We start from the raw sequence: 16,383 nt of genomic DNA, 5'->3' as shown, positions 1-16,383 counted from the left end.
AAAAAAAGAGAGCGCATCCTTAAAATGTTTTTTACGACAAAAACTAAATGGGAGTGCGCTCATGGAAGATTTTCGCTTTTCTTCAGAAAAAATGCCATCAACAAATGAACAAAATAATCCTCTCGAAATTTCGCTTTTTTATGGATATGTTTCTCGCCATATGCTTAGAAAACTTCTATTTTATGAGCAAGACCCAACTTCCTTAAATGAACCGCTTAAATATTGAAGTTGATTTAATCTCTTTAAATAAATGTTTAACCAACTATTGATGGTTATATTTATACGTGGTACAATCTTTTTTAAACTTTTTTAATATTAAAAGGACGTAAACAATGCCTTGTTTTAAAATTATTAAGGATCCTAGTGAAATTACACTTGATAATAAGTGGATTGTTTCCACAAAATTTGAGAGCAAAGATAGGCTTGTTGACTACAAGGGACGTCAATATCGGATCATTGAAAAAAGAGAACGAACTTTCTCAACTCCAGAGCGTATAGGAAGAGGTTCCCTCGGGACCTTAGCTGTTGTTTGCACCTTATGTCTAGCTCTATTCTCAAAGTCTGTGAGAAATCTATTCACAAAGCCTAAAACAAATGTGCGCTTTGGTATTCTTGAAGAGCAAGCTAAATTTAAAGTCGAAGAAAAGCAAACTAAATTTAAAGTCGAAGAAAAGCAAACTAAATTTAAAGTTGCACAGGGTAAACTTGTTTACATAAAGCCGGAGCTTCTTTTTGGTGGAACTAAAATTTCGGGAGAACAGGAGTTGAATTTTGCCCTTGTTAAGACGGGTGGCAAACAAGAATTGGTTGCTGTCACAGGTGATGGTAAGGAATACAGAACATACGAAGGCTCAGCTTTTGAAGCGCTTTTAAAGTTAGCTCAAGATAAAAATCCCATCATGCATCGGCACTTTGGATCACCTATTGGTTATTTCTTAAAACATCCAAATAATTCAATTATCAATGAAGCGGATTTTTTAGAATTTATTTTAGAAAAAGATCAGACAGGGACCCCTAGAATTTGTACTTTAAATTCTGATAGCACCTTAGAAGTGCTAAATATCATTAAAGAAAAGAACATCCCAATAAATTTAAACGATAAGACTTCAGAAGGTGAGACTTTATTTACTTTATGGGCTGGAAAAGGTGATCCAGAAATTACAGAATTAATGCTTGAATTAGATTCTTCTGTAATTGAACAAACCCGGGGACAAATAAAGTCGGCATTTGTGGAAGCAGCTTTAAATGCGTCTAAAGAAGAAGCTGATATTCTAATAAGTGCGATGGATAAGAAAAATATTATCCTATCTCCCGAAGAAGAATGGATCAAAAGAGCTTTCAAAAATGACTGCGAGTTTTCTGAAGAAGCATTTACTCAACTGGATCAAGAATTAAAAATAAAAGTTTTCTTCGTGGCGAATGCGTTTGCTAACGAAGATATAGTCAAAAAACTAAAGCCTCTTGGAATGGGTGAAGCACCGCTGTTTTGGCCTGGTCCCCATATCCTTGCCCGTAATATGGATATAATTACGGCAAGGAATGTAATAGATGGCTTTCTTAAAGGATTGAGAAAAGATGGCTTACTACTTACAGCAGAGGAGTTTAGTAAATTAGATAAAAACAAATACATTAGCAAAATAGATCAAATTGGGCGCATTCAAGGAAAAAATTTCATAGAAAAACTCATTAAAGAGAATGGATTAAAACATATTAAAGTTCCTAGAAAAATTGTTGTTGTCAATGAAGGTCTTCAAAATATTTCATTCCATATTGTTAATAGTTTAGAACTTATACCAAAAAGGGATCAGTTAACGATATACGCTGAATGTGTCAAATCTGTTGATCGAAAAATATCATTAGAAGAAGCAATTGAGTTTATGATTATCCTGGAAAAAACAGGTTATAAGGACTTTTATGGAGAGAACTTCTTTTTGGCTGAAGATGGCATTTACTTTATCGATACTGAATATAAGGACTTTTCTCCAAGGCAACCTCAATTTAGCTTTATTAAAGCTATAACAAATACAAATTTAATGGACCCTAAAGATGCTGAAACATTCTTAGCTGAATATCAAAAACGCAAAGAAGCTTATGATAAAGAAAAAGAATTACGTAGAGCTCAGTTGAAGGAGTACCGTTTGGCTTTTAAAAACCCGTATAAAAGGTTAGCCACAGGATATTCGAATTCGGGACATGAGTTTGCTTTTCAATTAAATTCATTATTGACGTAATGAAACTTCGTAGGAGAAAGTGATTATGGCGTCATTGAATTAAATCAAAAAGCCTATGAACGATTAATTTGCTTTAAAAAATTCGAAATCATTCCGCATGCAACGCATCTTTTTGAAGAATCTGGTTGCCTAGAAGGGGTTGCAAGACTTGCTAAGGAATGGTTTAATGAGCATCTTATATCGGCGGGTCGGCTAATGAGAATTGCATTAATGGGGGGATGTAATGCTTGGCCGCTTAATCAATGGGTCCTGAAGCATAGCGATCCAGCTTATCCGTGGAGAAATACTCTATCTATTTTACAAAATGTTGACTTACGCATTTGTAATTTGGAATGTGTCCTTTCTGATATTGGCAATCCTTGGTCTACTACCCCAATCTGATCTTCTCATTGAAGTGGTCGCGAATAGGACGCTGAGCCAGGTACTTTTATAAGATTAACTATCCTGACAAAGTCTCTTTGGAGTCCTAGTTGAGTACGACTTTGAATTGCAATGCTTTTTCCTAGCCCTAAAATGCATCTTCCTAGATATAGATTACGAATCCCATTTAGTAAGTCATTCAAATTTAAATCAAGACCAAGTAAAGGACAAACGTTTTTAGCAAATTCTTGATTAAATAGATGAGCACAGTTTTGGATCAGCTCAATGGGCGTTGATGACTCTCTTTGACTTGTTGATAGAACGACTCTTCCAGTTAACGAATAAAATTTTATCATTTCATTTCCATCTAATTTGGCATCCGATGTAGCATCGAGGGCATTAGTTGGTTGATCTTTTAGAGGAGGTAACTTTTCAGTTTCTGAGTGTGTTGTTGAGGATTGAATTTTAGCAAAAATTTCAGAGAGATCCTGAATAATGCCTAGCGCAACAGATAACTTAATTGATTTTTCTTCCCCTTGGAAATATGTACAAAGCCGATTTTCAAAAAAATCAATATCGAGACTAGCAATAATTTCGTCTGATTGCCCTCTTTTTTGCACAGATATATTCCGAGGGAGGGTTTCTAAAAAAAATTCGGTCTAAGTCATTAAAAAATTTACGTACTTGATCGGTGGTGGCGATGGCTTCTGAAAACATTTGAGTAGCACGGAGATAATCTGTTGCTGAACTTGTAATAATTGGAGCAACCTCAGGATTCTGAAGCTTATGGCCTAATGGCAACATTTTCACGTCCTAAATTTTAATATTTATAGTTAATCTATTCAGCCCATATCTTTTGCAAAGTAACAGCAAAAAGAAAATCCAACTAACAGTTTGAACGAATTAGAAAAACCTTTGCATATTATGCTTACTTATCAGTGCTCCGCATTCTTTTGCGGTGCACTCACGATACAACGAGATACTACCATATCGTTACAATCCACTAAAAACAAGTAGTTTTTTCTTAAATGCTTTATCCCAGCTCAAGGAATGTACAGAATTTTATGTAAATAAATTTTGAATAATGGGATGTTTGTATCTTCCGATTCAAGAGCAATTGAAGTACGACAGAGGGAGCGGGTCTGAGCTTCGAGTCTATGACGAATTGAAGCAAGTAGAAGATATGAGAGTGATTAAAATTTAAAAAGGGAGGGATAAGGATGGAAAAATTGGTTCAGATAAAACATTTACATGTGGTTTTAGAAGGAATGCTTAAAATTCCACAATCTGCTCAAGGAATTGTGCTCTTTGCTCATGGAAGTGGTAGTAGCCGATTATCGCCACGGAATAATTTTGTAGCCGATATTTTAAATGATGCGGGATTGGCCACATTACTCATTGACCTACTTTCAGAACAAGAAGACGAAATTTATCAAACAAGATTTGACATCGATCTTTTGACTGAGCGATTAAATATTGTGATTCAATGGTTAAAAAAACAATCCGCTACACAAAATCTTGGCTTAGGAATTTTTGGATCCAGTACGGGAGCTGCAGCTGCACTGCGATTGGCTTCAGAAATGGGGAAGGAAATAAAGGCTGTTGTTTCGCGAGGTGGACGTCCGGATTTAGCTATAGATATATTAGACAAGGTAACTGCTCCGACTCTATTTATCGTAGGAGGAAGTGATTATGGCGTCATTGAATTAAATCAAAAAGCCTATGAACGATTAATTTGCTTAAAAAAATTCGAAATCATCCCGCATGCAACGCATCTTTTTGAAGAACCTGGTTGCCTAGAAGAGGTTGCAAGACTTGCTAAGGAATGGTTTAATGAGCATCTAATATCGAAAAAGCGTGTAGGCTAATGAGAATTGCATTAATGGGGGATGTAATGCTAGGCCGCTTGGTCAATAGGGTGCTGAAGCATCGCGATCCAGCTTATCCGTGGGGAAATACTCTATCTATTTTACAAAATGCAGACTTACGCATTTGTAATTTGGAATGCGTTCTTTCTGATATTGGCAATCCTTGGTCTACTACCCCCAAAGTGTTTCATTTTCGCTCAGATGAAAAAAACATCAAAACGCTTCAAGTTGCTAACATCAATATTGCCTCTATCGCTAATAACCATGTCCTCGACTATGAATATGAAGCTTTGCAGCGCATGCTAAATATTCTAGATGAACAAGGAATTCTCCATACCGGGTCAGGGAAAAACTTATCAGAAGCAGCAAAAGCGATATTTTGTCAAATAAAGGGTCAAAAAATTGCTTTAATTGCATTTACTGATAATGAGCCTGACTGGGCTGCACAGGAAAATAAACCAGGCATCTTTTATGTGCCAACAGACATACATGATAGAAGAATGCAAAATCTTTTGAGGTATATTGAAGATGTGCGGAAAGAAGCGGATTTTTTAATTATTTCAGCACATTGGGGTTCTAATTGGGGATATTATCCACCTCGAGAGCATGCATTAATTGGACATGCAATGATAGACGTTGGCGCCGATCTTATTTTTGGTCACTCCGGTCATGTTTTTAGAGGGATTGAAATTTATAAAAACAGGCCCATCATTTATTCTGCGGGGGATTTTATCGATGATTATGCTGTAGATGAAATAGAAAAGAATGACGAGTCTTTTATTTTTGTCCTAGAAAAAGAGCGAGATTCCAGCTTAAGGCTTTATCTTTATCCGATTTGTATTGATCAATTCCAAGCCAATTTAGCTTCTCTTAACCGACAAGAAGCTATTTTGTCACAGATGAAAAATTTATGCAAAGATTTAGGGTCGGACTTCAAATGTTTTTCTAATTATGGTTTTATAGAAATATATAATAAGCAGAAGAAATAATAGTCATTCGTTCTGTATTGGTGACAACTGTGATTCTCCGTCTTTATTTATTCAACGAGAGATGTCCTAAAGATCGGATCGAAATTTAAATAAGGTGCCTTGATAAAGAGCACGTGAAATATCAAATACTATTATTCAAATAAATTACGAGAAAAATTCCAATTAACAAAACAGATAATGTAAGCATGATATCAAGCAACATGGATGGCCTGTATGCCTCATCCTCTATTTGTTTCTCTACCTTTTTATATTTGATAAATGCAAGTAGGCATATCAGCACACCAAGAGCTACGAGAAAAACTCCAAAAATGGAAGAGTATCCTTGAAGGGAAGGAGATGCATTTGGGATTGTTGAGGAATGCGAAGTTCCTAGCAAAAGGGCAATTTGCTTTATAAATAGAGCAAATTTTTCAACAACAAAACCAAATGCCATGATACCGATACTTGTCCTTATCCATGCTAGAAATGTTCTCTCATTCGCCATATGATCTTTGGCATAGGAATTCCTGCTCGATTTTTGATCTTCATTTATATGACTCATTTGCGATTACTCCGACTTCATTGAAAATTTATATCTAGGCTTACGCTATCTTTCCATCATCGATTTTGAGATTTATTCTGGAGATACGATCTTAGTGGTGTTCTGAGCAAAGACTAGCGTTGTAATACGATCAATTCCCACAAGCGCACCAGTCATTACAGCAGCTTGATTCTGTTTGCTCATTGAGTTACCTTCGCTATTAAGTTCATTTGTAAAGTTGTTGAAATTCTTCTTCCGAAAGCTCAATTTTGAAGGCTTCAAGGTTTTCGAGAAGGTGTGGAATCGATTTTGTCCCAGGGATAAGTAAAATATTATCGGATCGTTTTAATAGCCACGTTAAGGCTATTTGGGCTGTGCTTGCCTGATGAGCCTTTGCAACTTGATGGATGGCACCAGAAAATTTGCTAGGGCCGGATCCCAATGGAAACCAAGGAATAAAAGCTATGCGATGTTTGTGCGTATAGTCGACGACGGCGTCCCACTGCAGATCTTCTAAGTTGTAAAGATTCTGAACCGAAACGATAGGGACTATCTTTTGTGCTCTTTCGATCTGTTCTATAGATACTTCAGATAGTCCAACATGTTTGATCTTTCCAGCCTTCACGGCATCTAAGACTGGGCTTAAGGTTTCCTCTAGGGGGATTGTGGTATCAACTCGATGCAGTTGCCAAAGATCAATTGAGTCGACACGAAGTCTTTTTAGACTTCCTTCAATCGCCTTGCGAATGTAGTCAGGGTGCCCATTGACCTTCCATTGGTCTGGACCTGGCCTTTCAAAACCACCTTTGGTCGCGATCACAAGTTTTTTCTCTCGATAAGGAAAAAGTGCGTCTGCTATCAGCGTTTCATTTGTGTGAGGGCCGTAAGAGTCAGCAGTATCGATGAAATTGATGCCCTGAGCAACTACTGTCTTCAAAAGTTCAATAGCACCAGCTCGATCGATGGCTTCGCCGAAAACGCCTGGCCCCGTGAGCTGCATTGCTCCATATCCTAGGCGATTGATCGCTGTCTGATCCGCGAGCTTAAATGTCTTTTTCATATCTAATATCCTTTGGCTGCCAAAATGATGTGTTAAGACGTGATAGTTTTATTTATCGCTAAAATGAGATATCTAAACTCAACAGGGCCTGCGTAACGATCATCATTGATGAAGAGGGTTGGGGTGCCATTGACTCCACTTTTAACACCGCCAATAAAATCTTTTTGAATTTTCTGGTCAAAAGTGTTTGGCCCGTCTTTTAGTTTTGTAGAGGATAAATCTAAAGAATCCGCTAATTCGACTAATCGTTCTAGACTTAAGTTAGCTTGATTCTCATAAATAAGATCATGCATTTTCCAGAACTTTCCTTCCGATCCTGCATACTCAGTCAATTCTGCTGCAGGCTTAGCTAATGGGTGGATTTCTGTTAAAGGAAAGTTTCGAAAAACAAATCTAAGTTTAAGTCCGAAGTGTTCTTGGATTTGTTTGATAATCAGGTATGCATGCCCGCAGAATGGACATTGATAGTCGCCGTATTCTACCAAGGTAATCTCGGCATTTTGTTGGCCCTGCACATGATCATCGTTGGAAACTGGGTCTTTTAGCATCGACATACCATTTTATTTGGGGAGTTTTTCAAGAGCTTCTAGGATTCCATCTGCGCCAGGATTTTCTGCTATTTGTGAAAGATAGCTCCAAGCGATAACTCCATTTTTATCTATCACAAATAATGCACGTTCACAAATTCCTTCTTTATCGCGATATACTCCATATTTTTTCGAGACTTCTCCTCTTGGATTAAAATCGGAAAGTAAAGAGAAGTGTAAATTTCGCGACTGTGCAAAAGCTATGTGGCACCATAATCCATCAACAGAAATACCTAAAAGTTCGGCATCAAATTTCTTAAACTCAGGCAGAATTTGATTAAATATGGCTAGCTCATCTCCACAAACAGGGCTCCAATCGGCTGGATAGAAGGCGATAATCACTGGCTTTCCCCTGAGTTCGCTCAAAGTAAGCTTTTGGTCTGGAGTAACATAGAGAGTAAAATCCGGAGCTACAGTTCCAGAGGCAAGAATCTTACCCATAATTTATCTCCTATGTCAAAATTGTGGATCAAGGTTTCATCCAGAAGTAGCATTAAAAAATATTTTAATCAAATTTTTTTGCTGTTTTAGAAGGGTGACTCTTGCTCAAAGATGAGTAAATAACGATCGATTACAGCTGCCTAATTCTAGAGAGAGATATTCTTCCTATTCACTCCTTTTTCTGGCATGTGAGGATTTAACTCAAAGGGAGCCATTATTTCCCAATTTTGACATGGGTAAAGGAGTGCAATCGCTTTATTGAGGCGTGTATCAGCTAAGATAATAAAATCTGATTCCGTTTTAAACGAAATGTCATCTTTGAGAGGAAAAATTATTGACGGGTGTGAACACAATCGATATGAATCAAAAAAAGATGTGTAGTCCACTAACACCAGTTTCTCTCTGAAATAATGAACTTTCTTCCGAAATGACAAAGCGCTACAACATCCGATGCGATTTAAATATGGAGGAAGAATGAAAAAAGAAATAGGTATCCACAGATTAGCATTTACATTAGCTATAGGTATTTTATCACTTATTTATACTTCTGGCTTGGCAGCGGATAAACAAACTGAAAACAAAAAACCTAATATCCTAGTGATAATGGGCGATGATGTAGGTTGGTTTAACATTGGTGCTTACCATCGGGGCATCATGTCAGGCAAGACCCCGAATCTCGATAAGCTTGCCAGCGAGGGTATGCTATTCACTGACTATTATGCTGAGGCTAGCTGTACAGCAGGTCGCGCGAATTTTATCACAGGACAGCTCCCAATACGTACAGGTTTGACTACAGTGGGCCAGGCTGGAGCAGACGTTGGTATGCCGGCTCAGGCATGTACAATCGCCACCGCACTCAAAGCGTTGGGTTATGCCACTGGTCAATTCGGGAAGAATCACCTCGGCGACTTGAATAAGTTTCTGCCGACGGTTCATGGTTTTGATGAATACTTTGGTTATCTATATCACCTTGATGCAATGTCGGATCCCTATTGGTTTGATTATCCTCAGGATTGGATAGACAAAACTGGTCCACGCAATTTGGTGCATAGTTGGGCAACAGATGTTGATGATCCGACTGAGCAACCTCGCTGGGGCAGAATTGGTAAACAGAAAATCGTAGACGAGGGGCCATTAGCACCGTTTCCCGATATGAAGAATATGCAAAATTGGCAGGTAGGCCGCAAGGCTAAATACGACATGGAAACTTTTGATGATGTGCTTGTTAAAAGTTCCAACGCATTCATGGACAAGGCCAAAGCAGATGGCAAACCTTTCTTCATTTGGCATAACACTACGCGTATGCATGTTTTTACCTATCTTCCACCTAAATATCAAGCACTGATGAATGCTACGAGCAATTACAATGTGGAAGAAGCCGGTATGGCTCAATTGGATGATAGTGTCGGACAATTACTGAAGCACCTGGAAGAGATTGGTGAGGCGAACAATACCATTGTGATCTTCACGACGGACAATGGGGCAGAAGTTTTTACATGGCCAGACGGAGGAATGACGCCTTTTCGAGCTACAAAAGGTACAGTTTTTGAAGGCGGTTTTCGAGTCCCATGCATCGTCCGTTGGCCAGGCTATATCAAGCCAGGCATGATTGAAAATGGAATTTTTTCTGGTCTCGATTGGTTCCCAACACTCGTTGCAGCTGCCGGAAATCCTGATATTACAGATCAGTTACTGAAAGGTGCGGCTATCGGTGAACGAACCTATAAAAATCACCTAGATGGATACAATCAATTGAGCCTGCTGTTAGGTAAAACACCCTCCGCACGTCATGAAATCTTCTACTTTGGTGGACCTCATCTTGGAGCTATTCGTATAGATAACTTCAAGTACCAGTTCTTTCAACAGCCTTGGGGGTGGCCTGGAGAAAAGGTCACAACAGATATGCCTACGATTGTAAATCTACGTCAAGATCCGTTCGAACGAACGCCTGCTACTCGTGGCGAAAGCACGAATAACATGGGAGGAGGATATTTAAACGACTTCTATGCACGCGAGTTTTGGCGTTTTGTGTCGGTTCAAAAGGAGGTCGAAAAGCTTGCGTTGACGGCCATTGATTACCCTCCAATGCAATCACCAGCTTCATTTAACTTATCAGCAATAAAAACTAAGATTGACGAAATGATGAAGCAACATGAAGGACAATAAAAACAAAAAGGATCATCCAAGTAATACTGGTTGGTCCTTTTTTGCAGTTATTACATGCGCGATATAAGTTCTTTTGCATAGACTGAAAGTTATACCTAGTGTTTCTACCATTTTATGCAAACGATTGCCAGACTCGCTTCAAAATGCAAATTTGGAGCTATCTTTGTTACTCAAAAATCATTTATTGGAAAATTAATTCAATAATTTATTTGTTGACTGTGCTTTCTTATGCTATACATCTTCTCTATATACTCTGAATTTCATGGGACTTATGATAAAATATCTGCTAATTTTTCTTTTCATCATTACTGATCAAAGCTATGGCTCTTGTTGCTGTCCTGATTCGATAAATCGCTTTGGTGCAGAAACAAAAATCTCATCTCCGGCAGGTATGGTTTGGATTCCCGGAGGAGAATTTATGATGGGCTCAGACTATGAAGATTCTAAGCCAGATGAAAAACCGCAGCATCGTGTTAAAGTTGATGGTTTTTGGATGGATGCCACTCCGGTAACGAATAAGCAATTCAAAGAATTTATCGATGCGACAGGATATGTCACAACAGCGGAACGAGCCCCAACTCTTAATGAGATTATGAACCAAGTTCCTCCTGGTACTCCTCCACCATCCCCAGAATTACTTGTGGCAGCCTCACTTGTCTTTAAACCTTCTGATGTCCCTATCCCTTTAAATAACAGCCATGCGTGGTGGGAATGGAAGCCTGGAGCCAATTGGAAGCACCCGCTAGGCCCTGAAAGTACAATAGAAGAGAAAAAAGATCATCCAGTCGTGCAAGTAAGCTGGGATGATGCTCAAGCTTATGCCAAATGGGCTGGAAAGAGGCTTCCAACAGAGGCTGAATGGGAATTTGCAGCTTATGGGGGAAGAAAAGATATTATGTATGTATGGGGAAACGATGAATTTTCAGAAGAAGTGCCTCAAGCTAATATTTGGCAAGGTATTTTCCCTTATAAAAGTACCAAATCTAAAGGATATAACGGTACTACTCCTGTAACAACATTTAAACCTAATCCCTATGGTTTATATGATATGTCAGGGAATGTGTGGCAATGGTGCTCAGATTTATATCATATGACTTATTATCAGGAAGAAGCTAAAAAAGAGCTTTCCATAAATCCTGCAGGACCAAAAACATCTTTTGACCCTCGAGAGCCTTATGCTACAAAACATGTGCATAGAGGGGGATCTTTCTTATGCCACGACTCTTATTGTAAAGGATATCGGATAACGGCCCGGATGAAAACAAGTCCAGATACTAGCTTGAATCATTTAGGGTTCCGTTGTGTGATGACTAATGATATGTGGAAGGAAAACAATGGTAACCTTAACAAAAATAAAAAAGATTTGTCACATGTACAGCAACTCTCAGAGGTTACATCTCATGATGATGTCATTGAGGCAACTGATGCGAAGCCCAAAATTTGAGGCATAAGAAAAAATTCTGGAAGGAAAACATTGTGATACTCGCATTCGTCTTGCGAAAGCATATACTTAAATGAGAGCGTTCCTAAATATATCGTTAACGTCAAATTGCTGAGAATCATATCCTGGGGAAAATCTAATGAAGAAAATTATAGCAATTTTATACAGCACATTTTTGCTACTTAGTCATTCAACTGCTATATATGGACGAGAACCTTACCATGCGACAATTACGGTTAACAATGTAAATGCTTCGGTTAGTGCCCCCAATTTGGTCGATTTGAAAAGAGAATTAAAAACGACGAGCCTCGAATCTCTTCTCCCCATTTATACGCCTACCTCACCTGTGTCTTTAGACATTAATTTGCGCGGTCTAATTGCCTTTACATCATTTGCTGCAAATTCGACAACCCTTGTCGTAAATATTCCTAATGCAGGTATTACAACAACTTTTGATGGAGGGACAAGGGATCAAAGCTTAACTCTATTTAAAGAATTTATTAAGGAAGGTAGCGCAGTTCCGAGATTATTAAGAGCTTATGCGAGATATTCTCCGATAGATCCGATTGCTGGTAATCCAAATAGTCTTATGGCACAGATGGCGCAATCCGATTATCTTGTTGGTCATTTGTCACCTTTGAGTGGCTGTGACTGTTGCTGGAGCGCTCAGCCCATTGTTCATCAATTCCAAACAGGCACATTTGCTAGTCGTGCTTTTTCTAAGGGATTTGACACAACAACAGTCACTCTTCCCTTGCGGTATTCATACTCGAAGGATCATCACTGGGCCTTAATTGTTGATGTCCCATTTACATATAATCGAAATGGGGGCGCATCTTCCGTATTTGGCTCGTTAGGTATAGGAATAAGAGTCCCGATATTCAGTAACTGGTCGATAACCCCAACGATTAGGGGAGGTGCAGGTGGATCTCTGGATTTGTGCACTTCAGGAAGTTTTGTTTCGACTGGGCTTGTGAGTGTTTATAATTGCAAATTATTTAAGCACGTTCTGTCTTTAACAAATTATGTGGGCTATTTTGCTTCTACCAATCTCTGGTTGACGGGTGTGAATTTTAATTATCATTTACACAATACTATCTTTAAGAATGGGTTGTCATGTACTTCATGTAAGGGATTTACAATTTGTAACAGGCCAATTAATTTCAAAGTCTCTGTGGAAGATACTTACTTTGCTGGCGATCGTCTTTTTATTCGACATTACGACGAAGTATCAATTGCGTTGATCACCCATTGCGTGAATCCTTATATCGATTATGATTGCTTATCTATTGGAATTGCCTATCAGTTTGGTCAAGAAAGCTATAAAAGCTATGCTTTAAATTTTGCTTATCAATTTTAGAAGCGACCTGAATTGTTCCTGTCGAAATACTCAAGATAAAGAAATTTTAGATGTCGATTAAATCGTTCCGAAATAACGGTCGCCAAAATCTCCTAAACCAGGAATGATACGTTTTTGTTCATCAAGACCTTCATCGACTTGTGCGACAATTAAATTGACTTCGGAGCATTCCTTTTGGAAATGTGTAATGCCCTCTGGTGAGGCTATAAAAGAAATTAAAGTGATTTGTTTCTCTAAAGCACCAGCTTCTTTTAACACTTTCACCGCCAGTGAGGCACTTCCTCCTGTCGCAATCATTGGATCCAATAACAAGATGGGATTATTTTGAGTAAATGTGGGCAATTTGTTGTAATAAAGTTCTGGTATGGCTGTTTTCTCATCTCGACGAATACCAATAAAACCAATGCTTGCTTTCGAATAGAAGCGCATAAATGGGGATAAAAGCGCTAAGCCAGAACGTAAAATAGGAACTAAAACCATCTCATGCTTAAAATGCACGCCGTAGGTGCGAGCTAATGGTGTATCAACAAACATTGGAGCTTTTGGAAACAAAGCATCACTTTCGACTGCTAGGACGATGCCAAGCTGGTCTGTTGCCTGCCGATATTGTTCGATAGAAGTATTGCGATTACGCAATATGGTAATGAGCGTTTTTTTCATGTCTATCTCGTTATTTTTATGCACCTATTCTCAACTATATCTATTCTACCTATTTTTTGCTGAGCATGATTTCAAAAATTTTCTCAGATTTTTTGTAGTGATTTTGAGGTAGAACTGATTACCGAAGAGGGCGAGAACTACTTTTTGTTCCATTTTTTCTTTTCCAAACTATAGCCCGTCATTCACAATAAAATAACAAAAGATACGGATCAATAATGAGAGAGACAATCAAACAAATCTGTTCCAAGTCTTTTCTTACAGGGAGAGTCGCAATTATCCATCGATCAATAAAACGATTTTTATTCTTAGAAAAAAAAGAGATTTAAAAGTCTAACCGGAGAAAAAATAAAGTGTGCTGGGTTGATTCTACGATGTAGAATATCCCATCAGTAAGCGAGAAATTTGCTTTCTTCAACAAAGAACCAATACAAAACAAAATGCATTAATATTGCTTCTGATTCTTTTTATAGTAAAGAACCTAACTAATGCAAAACGGCTATCTATATCGGAAAGCTTTCCATATTAATTCACAGAGGAATGCTTTTTAAGACAAATTTTTTGACAATAATCTTCGACGCCTCAGGCTTTAAATCGACTTTTGAATCTGAAGTTAATTTATTTTTCATGAAAATTTTTTCATCCGCTTTTTTTTGATCAGAAGCAGTAAAATTCTCACCGTCGTAAATTCCTTTTGCATGCGAATTATGTGCATCGACATTCAGTGTGGCAAATTTTAGGTTGGGATATAATTCCATCTGCTTTTTAGCAGCATGAATGAGCTGTGCGCTATCCTCATGTGAGGCATGGAAGCTTTTCTTGAAAGTTCCCAAAAATGAATCAGTTGCAGGCCTTCATATTCAGCTAAAAAACCCATAAAATTTCGACAATTTCATTTTCTTTATTGCGTGCGACAAGAATTAATAATAATTTTAGAGGAAAACTTTTGACTTTCTTCTATTTAATTGGATTTAGCTTCGGAAATATTCTATAAAAGCTGCATTTTCTTCGGGATTAATGCCTGGGTGGAGACGGATTGTAGTTGAGTCTTCAACCTCATTGACTGAAATAATTAAAGCATTTGGATGGTATAAGCCAAAAGTCGCACGTGTTTGTAATTTGATTCCCTTCGAGATCATTTTTTTGTAGAACCTGCCGAGTACTTTTATACTACGGGTTTTATGATTTAAGCCCGAGACTTTGACATCGATGAAACAGGCATCCATGTTATGTGTCGCGGTATTAATTCTAATGCGCTGTTTAGGATTAATCGGATTACTCGGTCTGAATTTTTCTGGTACATGATCCAATATTTCTCGAGTGTTTTTAAAAATAAGTTCTCGATATTGCGCAAGAGATGTCGTTGCGTATTGATTTGCTAAACAAAACCATTGATGGCTTAAAATATCTGTTTGATGGACTTTTTGTGTGGAAAGTGAATTAAAAGATTCCCATTTTTCTGAACCATCATTAACTGTATAAAAAGGAGCACCGAAATAGCCGTCCATGCCAAGCATGTCAAATTTTTGGCCGCTCCTGAAAAAAACAAAATTTAATCGACCATTCTCAATTTCTTTTTCAAATTCTTGCAAGATCCCATGAACATTCTCAGAATCATATTTATCGATCGTACAATCAATAGCGACGGTTAGCTGAGAAGCTGCTTTCCCATTATCAATGAGTGCATGTATATCCTTAGCAATATCTCGACGTTCATAAGCGACAAAATCTGAGGCTATTTCAATATTGGGATTAAATTGCCCAAAATATAAGTCTACAGGAGGGCAAGAATCATCCTCCAAGACTTTTTCGAATTGATTTTCATATCCAACAAATGCTGCTTGTTCAAAGTAAAACCCTTTACTATATGTACAATGGGGTTTAGGGTTAATGCGTCGAATGGCTTCATTAATCCCCGCACATATATTTACGGAAGTTTTTCCAAGCCCTGCATTCACATATTGATGGAGATTTTCAGGAATAGTTGGACGGAGGGCTTCTTTAAAGATTTCACTGAAGGCATCGGTTTGATAGGGACGGAAAATTTCGAGAAGCGTGGCTAGTTCAGCGTGAATTAGTTCTATTTGCTGGGCAAATTCGTTAAAGTTATCTAGATGAAGTTCAGCAGTTGCTAAGGATTCTCGAATCTTAAATAAAGAAGCCTGGATGATTTGACTGTAAACAGGGTTATTATGTAATTCTTCCCATTGGGCATCTTCTATCTGATTAAATAAACCTGTGAGCAAATCCATCGTTGCTTTACCCATGATGAACTTGTGAGGTTGAAAAGCTATTTCATCTTTTCGTAGGTTGAAATTCTCGATAGAAATCCCCATTTGTGGCTCTTGAGCAGGGGGAGAGGAGCCAAAAAGAGCTGAAAATCTTTGATAAAATGCAGCTTCAGTAAAAGTTTTAATTTTGGGATAAAAGCGTACCGATGGAGAGGCATTCTTAGGATTTACTGCGTAATGGACATTTTTATGCTGATCTAAAATATTCTGCATTTCTCTACGTAAGCTTACGGCTCCCATGCCTATTCCTGTCGAAATAATAAAATCAGCGAGGCTGTGATGAACCTTAGAGACTTTCTCTGAATTTAAAAGTTTAGTATAGTTTATGACTCCACAAGGAGTCTATTATGAACCGCAAATCTTATCCGAGCGACCTAACCAATAAAGAATGGGCTCAAATCGAACCGATACT

At 38.0% G+C, this 16,383-nt stretch carries 16 protein-coding genes; 8 read left to right on the top strand and 8 right to left on the bottom strand.

Translation table 11 applies throughout. From position 1 onward, the window contains the following. The 3 genes from AB7E63_RS11355 to AB7E63_RS11345 form a co-directional block, all read left to right on the top strand. On the top strand, positions 1-226 hold a 226-nt coding region (locus AB7E63_RS11355), incomplete at its 5' end, for a hypothetical protein (protein WP_428419540.1). Between the two features lie 106 nt (positions 227-332). Then, entirely contained in the window at positions 333-2,231 is a 1,899-nt protein-coding gene (locus AB7E63_RS11350) for a hypothetical protein (protein WP_006342089.1), read from the top strand. Between the two features lie 195 nt (positions 2,232-2,426). Beyond that, complete coding sequence (locus tag AB7E63_RS11345) at positions 2,427-2,612, top strand: CapA family protein (protein WP_039377592.1); 186 nt, start codon at positions 2,427-2,429, stop codon at positions 2,610-2,612. A gap of 5 nt (positions 2,613-2,617) precedes the next feature. Here AB7E63_RS11345 and AB7E63_RS11340 read toward each other — a convergent pair whose 3' ends face one another. Beyond that, complete coding sequence (locus AB7E63_RS11340) at positions 2,618-3,211, bottom strand: hypothetical protein (RefSeq protein WP_006342088.1); 594 nt, start codon at positions 3,209-3,211, stop codon at positions 2,618-2,620. A gap of 600 nt (positions 3,212-3,811) precedes the next feature. Here AB7E63_RS11340 and AB7E63_RS11335 point away from each other — a divergent pair. Both AB7E63_RS11335 and AB7E63_RS11330 read left to right on the top strand, forming a co-directional pair. Next, on the top strand, positions 3,812-4,459 hold the full coding sequence (locus tag AB7E63_RS11335; protein WP_428419537.1) for a dienelactone hydrolase family protein: 648 nt from the start codon (positions 3,812-3,814) through the stop codon (positions 4,457-4,459). After that, positions 4,459-5,448 carry a CapA family protein gene (locus tag AB7E63_RS11330; RefSeq protein ID WP_006342086.1) on the top strand — a complete coding sequence of 330 codons (990 nt, stop codon included), beginning with the start codon at positions 4,459-4,461 and terminating at the stop codon, positions 5,446-5,448. The genes AB7E63_RS11335 and AB7E63_RS11330 overlap by 1 nt, the downstream gene beginning before the upstream one ends. Before the next feature lie 121 nt (positions 5,449-5,569). Here AB7E63_RS11330 and AB7E63_RS11325 read toward each other — a convergent pair whose 3' ends face one another. The 4 genes from AB7E63_RS11325 to AB7E63_RS11310 form a co-directional block, all read right to left on the bottom strand. Further along, positions 5,570-5,989, bottom strand: coding sequence for a YidH family protein (locus AB7E63_RS11325; RefSeq protein ID WP_013925390.1), 420 nt, complete (start codon positions 5,987-5,989; stop codon positions 5,570-5,572). 205 nt (positions 5,990-6,194) lie between these two features. After that, positions 6,195-7,028 (bottom strand): aldo/keto reductase, encoded by an 834-nt coding sequence (locus AB7E63_RS11320; protein ID WP_428419534.1) that lies wholly within the window; start codon positions 7,026-7,028, stop codon positions 6,195-6,197. A gap of 32 nt (positions 7,029-7,060) precedes the next feature. Next, entirely contained in the window at positions 7,061-7,582 is a 522-nt protein-coding gene (locus AB7E63_RS11315) for a DsbA family protein (RefSeq protein WP_041534473.1), read from the bottom strand. Between the two features lie 6 nt (positions 7,583-7,588). Then, on the bottom strand, positions 7,589-8,056 hold the full coding sequence (locus AB7E63_RS11310; RefSeq protein WP_006342082.1) for a redoxin domain-containing protein: 468 nt from the start codon (positions 8,054-8,056) through the stop codon (positions 7,589-7,591). A gap of 474 nt (positions 8,057-8,530) precedes the next feature. Here AB7E63_RS11310 and AB7E63_RS11305 point away from each other — a divergent pair, with 474 nt between their 5' ends. From AB7E63_RS11305 to AB7E63_RS11295, 3 genes are all read left to right on the top strand, one after another. Further along, positions 8,531-10,222 carry an arylsulfatase gene (locus AB7E63_RS11305; protein WP_036746447.1) on the top strand — a complete coding sequence of 564 codons (1,692 nt, stop codon included), beginning with the start codon at positions 8,531-8,533 and terminating at the stop codon, positions 10,220-10,222. Between the two features lie 262 nt (positions 10,223-10,484). Next, positions 10,485-11,666 carry a formylglycine-generating enzyme family protein gene (locus AB7E63_RS11300; protein WP_332370247.1) on the top strand — a complete coding sequence of 394 codons (1,182 nt, stop codon included), beginning with the start codon at positions 10,485-10,487 and terminating at the stop codon, positions 11,664-11,666. A gap of 136 nt (positions 11,667-11,802) precedes the next feature. Then, positions 11,803-13,023 (top strand): hypothetical protein, encoded by a 1,221-nt coding sequence (locus tag AB7E63_RS11295; protein ID WP_059358586.1) that lies wholly within the window; start codon positions 11,803-11,805, stop codon positions 13,021-13,023. Between the two features lie 57 nt (positions 13,024-13,080). On the opposite strand, the gene upp is transcribed toward AB7E63_RS11295, so the two are convergent. The 3 genes from upp to AB7E63_RS11280 form a co-directional block, all read right to left on the bottom strand. Next, the gene (gene upp / locus AB7E63_RS11290) at positions 13,081-13,683 is read right to left on the bottom strand and encodes a uracil phosphoribosyltransferase (protein WP_006342078.1); all 603 of its coding nucleotides are present in this window, start codon (positions 13,681-13,683) and stop codon (positions 13,081-13,083) included. 527 nt (positions 13,684-14,210) lie between these two features. Next, positions 14,211-14,513, bottom strand: coding sequence for a hypothetical protein (locus AB7E63_RS11285; RefSeq protein ID WP_036746445.1), 303 nt, complete (start codon positions 14,511-14,513; stop codon positions 14,211-14,213). A gap of 138 nt (positions 14,514-14,651) precedes the next feature. Beyond that, positions 14,652-16,211, bottom strand: coding sequence for a hypothetical protein (locus AB7E63_RS11280; protein WP_284452894.1), 1,560 nt, complete (start codon positions 16,209-16,211; stop codon positions 14,652-14,654). Positions 16,212-16,383: the final 172 nt, after the last annotated feature.

Source organism: Parachlamydia sp. (assembly GCF_050255895.1).
GTDB lineage: Bacteria > Chlamydiota > Chlamydiia > Chlamydiales > Parachlamydiaceae > Parachlamydia > Parachlamydia acanthamoebae.
This window is presented reverse-complemented; position numbering and strand designations above follow the sequence as displayed.